A 7,023-nucleotide genomic window follows, 5' to 3' on the forward strand; every position below is an offset into this window, starting at 1 on the left:
CAGTTTTAGCTTTATATGCCTAACTGCACGCTACGCTATCACCAAGCCCTAAGTACCCAGATCAAAACCAGGAAATTAGGTTCTCCAGAGTTTTTACTAACTATACTCAAAACGGTTAAAAATTAACTTTTTCAAAAATAAACAATGTTTGAAACCTTTGTCCTGTAAGCATTCTAAAAATAAGATGGGTTTACCATGGGGCTATGATGTATCTCATGCAATGCCTCTTATTTGATACCCCAAGGAATCATGGGATCTACTGCTAGTTTTTTAGATACTTCATAAGCACCGTAACGATTGAGGTGACTGGGATCGGAAAAGTAGTAATTTGATGTGAGCCAAATTTCACTTAGATCTCGATATATTAAGTTGGTATTGGTGGATGACTTTAACATATACTGTTGAAATTCTTGTTCGTATTTCCTCCTGATTGGATCTAGATAGGTTTGGGTAAGGGGAGTGTTAACAAAGACTAAATCTATATTTTTGCTTTCTGTAAACTCTAGCACAGATTGGAAGGCTTGATCTTGCTTTCCGGTTAGTTGGAAAGATTTATAATCGTTGTCATAACTTCCTGAGACTTTGGGGTGATTTTGATAGTATGTGGCGGGATCGAAACGAATGGATAGGGGGAGAAACCCGTCAAAATCGACTGCTATGGGAGAATTATCGGTTTCGGGATCGTTGGTTTGGGTAGTTTTGGGTATGGTGTGTTGATGACGAGCGCTCAATGGTAGACTATTAAGCTGCTTACGGAATAAATTTTTGATCTGATCACGGTGTTGATAGGTGACAGATAAATTGGCTAAACCCTGATTTAACCATTCATTTGTAGATTCATAGATATTAATAATATTTGGTTTTTCTGGTTGTTGTTTTTGTGTGTCTAATTTAGGAGTAGTTGGGGCGGCCTTGACTTTTTGCAATGCTTGTTTGTAGCCTGGGGATGCAGCGATCGCGTTAAAAGTTATATCTTCTCTGCCTTCATTAAAAGCCCTAGAACCATCTGCCCAGAGGATAATTTTTGGCAGTTCCTCTACTTCAAGAACTTGACGAATCACAAAGTCTACCACTTGGGCTGTCGCACCATTGATACCAAAATTAAATACGCTTATTTTCGGATATCCTTTGGTTGCCAAAGCTTTAGAAAGTGCCACTGGATCAACACCTCTCAAAGCGCGAGAAGAACCAATAATTAATACATCTGGTGGTTTGCCTGATATTGCTAAACGTTGTTTATACAATGCCAATTGTTCATCTAACTGACGAGAATTAAAGGTAGGCATGGGCGATCGCGCTGCCAAAAGTATAGCAGTTGCGGTGGCTTTTCCCTGGAGTGGTGCTGCGGGTAAAGTGCCTTTGGTAAAATCAGAACCGTTAAAAGCAGAGTTTTTAATTAAAGAAGATGGTGATTTTTCAGTCTGGTTTAAAAATGTCGTTTGTGGCTGTTTCTGCTCTGAGTTTGATGAATGAGAAATTTTTGGTAAATTGGGTTTACCTTGGGTGATAACATAACCTAACATCCAATCAGTTTGGAGGATAAAAAGCAATCCTAAAGCAATCCAGACCATGCTACCCCAAAATATTGGTTCATCAGGATTTTGCTCAATTGACAGATTGGTTTCTGTAAATAATTGACTTTCTAAAAATAAATTTCTGAGTTTATTAGTCGTCGTAACTAGCCAATTTGGTGGTATTTCTGTCAGTAAATTTGGTACTATTTGAGTTGTAAATTCATAACGCAAAATAGGATCGCTATTTTCTGGGGGAGCGATCGCATTGGTGGCCACAAATTCTGGTGTCGATTCTAGCACTAACAAATTCCGTTGTCGAAAATCAACTCCATGATGCCATATCGGTTTTTTATCACCAGCGCGACGACCATACACCCGTACACCAACAATCCCGGAAATGTTAAGTTGGCGGATAAATTCAGTCACCTTGCTGGTTACTTGTTGCCTGGTTGGACAAAGGGGACTATCACACATAATGTGTAATAACTCACCTTTACGAAGTAACAAGACCCGGATGCCACCAGTCCTCAATCGCCAATCCATGTTAGAATTTAGTAGACGTTCCAGTAAAAAAATTAAAGCTGGTTCATCACCTTCCGCAGCCAGAGTCAAGGTAGGTATGGCTAAGGCGGGATGCTGGGAAGCGGGCAAAGATGACCAATTGATCCAAACTGGTTGCTTGATGTCTGTTTTTTGACCGTAGATGGCAGTGGCAAGAATGCCTTGGGGCGCGATCGCTTCTAATTGTGGGATAATAAACTGTAAGCAAGTTTTTTCATCTGGGATAACAGCAGAATCAGCGGCCGGGGATGGTGTGCAGAATATATGTAAGGTAGATTCTTTGAGATTAGCTTGAACACAGACGTTGATTCTGGTTAAGATGTCAGTTAATAATTTAGCGATCGCTTCCACATCTCCCCAACGCGCCCATTCTTTCAACATTACTTCTGGAGGCGTTAAATCTATCCGCAGCAACCAGTCAGGCTCAATTTCACCACCTACTTGGGAGATAATCACAGCATCTTGGTAGCCAGAAAGTTTGAGATCCCGCAACTTTTGAGCTATCGGTTCGGCTAACAACGAAGCATCAGGGTTATAACTTGATTGACAAATAATCCAGAGACGATCATCAGTAGATTGAGAGTTAACTTTAACTTTAACTGCCACACCCAAGTTACTTAAATTTTCACTGAGATAACGAGCGATCGCATCAGGATTGCCTTGACGGGCTAAAGTTTCATTAGAAATAATCAACGCCCCACCCGGTTGATTAGATGGGGATGAATCTGTTAAAAGTCCTTCCTGTACCTGCTCTAAATGGCGATCTAATTGATTCAAGTATACACGGTGACACCATTCGGGACGGTATTCTCCCTTTTTTCGACCGTAGACCAATACTTGGTATATTGAGGGTTGTCCCTCATTAATGAAACCGTCCAAGTCTGTTTTCTGTAGTGCTTGGAGTAAATCAGATAAAATGCGCCACCGTTTAGGGCATTCCTTAGCTTCACAAAGGATGTGTAGGTCATTTCCCAGCAACCGGACTTTCACCCCAATAGAGTTGATTCCTGTGGCTTGGCTGACCCATTGGACTAAGGATTTCTGAGGATCAAGTAATACTGTTTTCATGGGTAATTAGCTTTGACAGGAGGTAGGAATTGGGGGTTTTTGCCTGTAGTTGTCAACTAAAAACATATATTTAGCACATTTTGCAGTTTTTTTTAAGAATTTTGTTACCTTTGGAACTTGTAAAATGGGCAAAGATATTCTTGTAAGGTTAAATATCTGATTAAAATTGATTTTGAGTATATTTTATCTATCCCCCTATCAACAACTCTTTTTCTATGTCACCCGTCAACCAAAACTCTTTTATCCTCCCATATTTGATTCCCATAGCTGCGGCCTCTTTGCTAATGGTAATCATCAGCGAAAAGAATGCTGGTAAACTGCTAAAGGCAATGGGTGAAGCTAGTGAAGAATTATTTCGGGGCGATCGCCTCCCCATCCTGGACTTTCCTCAAGATCATGAATAAAGGAAAAGTGAATCACTGTATGTAAATTATTTATTTTGTAACCAGTGGAGCTAAGTAACGGTCAACGGAAAAAACAACCTGTGTAATTAGGGCTTGCTTAATAAAGCTAAAACTGAGATATATCAAGAGTTTAAAGGTGAAAAAGGTGAATTGTGTCTAAAGAATAAGCGTTGAAACTACCAAAAACCTATCACTTGACCAGATTTAAGAGCATTCCTCTCTTCTTCTACATTCTTCCTCCTGACTCCTGACTCCTGACTCCTGACTCCTAGCCCTAACCAAAAGACTTTTTTAGCAAGTCCTAATTAATTCTGTCTAGATACTTAATCTTGAGACGAGCGGAAATTATGAGTTCTATTGTATATTCTTTATCACCAGCAGCAAATATTTATCCCATGTCCGAAGAAATATTCTTGCGTCATCGTTTACAGGTAGTGGAACAATTGTGGGAATCGGTTTTACGGCAAGAATGCGGGCAGAAAATGGTGGATTTACTGGGACAGTTACGGAATTTATGTTCCCCAGAAGGACAAGCTACTAATGATCAAGCCTCCTCTGCGGTGGAATTGATTGAACAACTGAATATCAATGAAGCCATTCGTGCTGCCCGTGCTTTTGCCCTGTATTTCCAGTTAATTAACATCATAGAACAGGAATATGAGCAAAAACAACAATTAATTCGCTATTCTCATCTCAACCCAGAAACGGTAGATCAAGACAACACCCCCAATATCATTTATTCGACCAACCAAGGAGAAAACGACCTACCTGTTACTAAATCCCTAGCAGCAGAATGGCCAACCCAAAGTTGGACAGATAAAACCCAAGCCCAAGAAAAAGGGACTTTTGCGGCTTTATTTCCCCTATTATTTAAACTGAATGTCCCACCCCAACAAATTCAACGGCTGATTTCTCAACTGGATATTCGCTTAGTTTTCACAGCCCACCCCACAGAAATTGTCCGTCATACCATCCGCGATAAGCAGCGACAGGTGGTAGAACTTCTACAACAGTTGGATACAGTAGAAAATCGTGCTGGGGGCTATCCTTGGGAAGCAGCCGAATTAAGGGAAAGATTATCGGAAGAAATTCGTCTGTGGTGGCGGACAGATGAACTACACCAGTTTAAGCCGACGGTGTTAGATGAGGTTGATTATACTCTGCACTATTTCCAAGAAGTGTTATTTGATGGGATTCCCCAACTGTATAAACGCTTCAAATACTCTTTAGCGCAAACATTTCCTTGGTTAGAACCACCGAGTACAAATTTCTGTTCTTTTGGTTCTTGGGTTGGTTCAGATCGAGATGGTAATCCTTCTGTCACCCCGGAGGTAACTTGGAAAACTGCTTGCTATCAACGGAAGATGGTATTGGAGAGATATATTAACTCCGTGAAGCAGTTGATTGAATTATTAAGTGTGTCGATGCACTGGAGTGATGTATTACCAGATTTGTTAGAGTCTCTGGAGTTGGAACAGTCGCAGTTAAGTGAGGTTTACGATTCTTTGGCGTTGCGTTATCGTCAAGAACCCTATCGGCTGAAATTGGCTTATGTGTTAAAAAGGTTGGAAAATACCCGCGATCGCAATCTAGCTTTATACAAAGGAGAAACTCCCACAAATGAAGATTCTCCTATGTACCGTTCCGGGTTGGAGTTTTTAGCAGAGTTGCGGTTGATTCAACATAATTTGACCGAAACGGGTTTAAGTTGTCGAGAACTAGAAAATCTAATTTGTCAAGTTGAGATATTTGACTTTAACTTAACTCAGCTAGATATCCGCCAAGAATCTTCTCGTCATGCTGATGCAATTAATGAAATTCTCGAATATTTGCAGATTTTACCGCAAAAATATCACGAACTCTCAGAAGAACAGAGAGTTGCTTGGTTAACTGGGGAATTGCAAACCCGACGGCCGTTAATTCCCGCAGAATTGCCATTTTCAGAAAAAACCAATGATGTGATTCAAACTTTCCGGGTTTTGCGATCGCTACAACAAGAATTTGGGATTAGCATCTGTCAAACCTACATTATCAGTATGTGTAGGGAAGTGAGCGATGTTTTGGAAGTTTTGCTGTTAGCCAAAGAAGCCAGATTATTTGATCCAGCGATCGCTGTCGGTACAATTCGCGTCGTTCCCCTATTTGAAACGGTAGAGGACTTACAACGCTCTAGAAGCGTGATGAAAGAACTATTTCAACTCCCCCTCTATCGTGCCTTGTTAGCGGGCGGCTACGAGCCAAATTCATCGCCATCAGCATCTATTTTGATCGCCAACTTACAAGAGGTGATGTTGGGATATTCTGACAGCAACAAAGACTCCGGTTTTTTAAGTAGTAACTGGGAAATTCACAAAGCCCAAAAATCCCTCCAGAAAATAGCCGAAGAATATGGTGTAAACCTGCGGATTTTCCACGGACGGGGCGGTTCTGTGGGACGGGGTGGGGGTCCGGCTTATGAGGCGATTTTAGCTCAACCAGGACACAGTATTAATGGCAGAATTAAGATTACTGAACAAGGGGAAGTTTTAGCTTCTAAGTATTCTTTGCTGGATTTGGCATTATACCACGTTGAAACCATCACGACCGCAGTAATTCAAGCCAGCTTATTGCGAACTGGGTTTGATGATATTGAACCATGGAATGAGATCATGGAAGAATTATCAGTGCGATCGCGCCAACATTATCGCGCTCTAATTTACGAACAACCGGATTTTATCGACTTTTTCCACCAAGTCACCCCCATCGAAGAAATTAGCCAACTGCAAATTAGCTCCCGTCCTGCCCGTCGTCCATCTGGTAAAAAAGACCTCACCAGTCTCCGTGCTATTCCTTGGGTTTTTAGCTGGACACAAACCCGATTTTTGCTGCCTTCTTGGTACGGAATGGGTACAGCTTTACAGGAATTTTTAAACGCCGAACCAGAAGAACATCTGAAATTACTACGTTACTTTTATGTCAAATGGCCTTTCTTTAAAATGGTAATTTCCAAAGCAGAAATGACCTTGGCGAAAGTAGACATTGAAATGGCACGTCATTATGTTCAGGAATTATCTAACCCTGAAGACAAACCGCGATTTGACAAAGTATTTGGCCAAATATATCATGAATTTTGTCTAACTAGGGATTTAGTCTTAAAAATTACTGGACACCAACGACTTTTAGACGGTGATCCTGTATTGCAGCGTTCAGTGCAGTTACGCAACGGGACAATTCTCCCCCTGGGATTCATCCAAGTGTCCCTACTCAAACGTCTACGTCAGTCTAAAAACACGGCTACTTCTGGAGTCATCCACTCCCGTTACAGCAAAGGGGAGTTACTGCGAGGAGCATTATTAACGATTAATGGTATTGCTGCGGGGATGAGAAATACAGGTTGAGTAGTGAATAAATGTCTTTTGGTGCGGGTAATATCAGCCCGCCCATGAGGACAAAACAGAGCTAATAATTTTACTAGATGGGCATATTCTCACGTTAGG

Annotated in this window: 3 protein-coding genes; 2 read left to right on the forward strand and 1 reads right to left on the reverse strand. The window is 41.2% G+C overall.

The window, feature by feature from the left end:
- Positions 1-227 precede the first annotated feature (227 nt).
- Positions 228-3,143 carry a DUF1574 domain-containing protein gene (locus VB711_RS07720; protein WP_323285260.1) on the reverse strand — a complete coding sequence of 972 codons (2,916 nt, stop codon included), beginning with the start codon at positions 3,141-3,143 and terminating at the stop codon, positions 228-230.
- 215 nt (positions 3,144-3,358) lie between these two features.
- Here VB711_RS07720 and VB711_RS07725 point away from each other — a divergent pair, with 215 nt between their 5' ends.
- A complete protein-coding gene (locus VB711_RS07725) occupies positions 3,359-3,547 on the forward strand; it encodes a hypothetical protein (protein WP_323285261.1) in 189 nt (62 codons plus the stop codon).
- Between the two features lie 347 nt (positions 3,548-3,894).
- Positions 3,895-6,924: a phosphoenolpyruvate carboxylase gene (ppc, locus tag VB711_RS07730; protein WP_323285262.1), complete on the forward strand. Its 3,030-nt coding sequence runs from the start codon at positions 3,895-3,897 to the stop codon at positions 6,922-6,924.
- Positions 6,925-7,023 lie beyond the last annotated feature (99 nt).

This window comes from Cronbergia sp. UHCC 0137 (assembly GCF_034932285.1).
Taxonomy (GTDB): domain Bacteria; phylum Cyanobacteriota; class Cyanobacteriia; order Cyanobacteriales; family Nostocaceae; genus Cronbergia.

Bases quoted from the DNA above. Each gene is read 5' to 3' on its own strand.
- VB711_RS07720 (WP_323285260.1), bottom strand. From the start codon at position 3,143: ATGAAAACAGTATTACTTGATCCTCAGAAATCCTTAGTCCAATGGGTC.
- VB711_RS07725 (WP_323285261.1), top strand. From the start codon at position 3,359: ATGTCACCCGTCAACCAAAACTCTTTTATCCTCCCATATTTGATTCCC.
- ppc (WP_323285262.1), top strand. From the start codon at position 3,895: ATGAGTTCTATTGTATATTCTTTATCACCAGCAGCAAATATTTATCCC.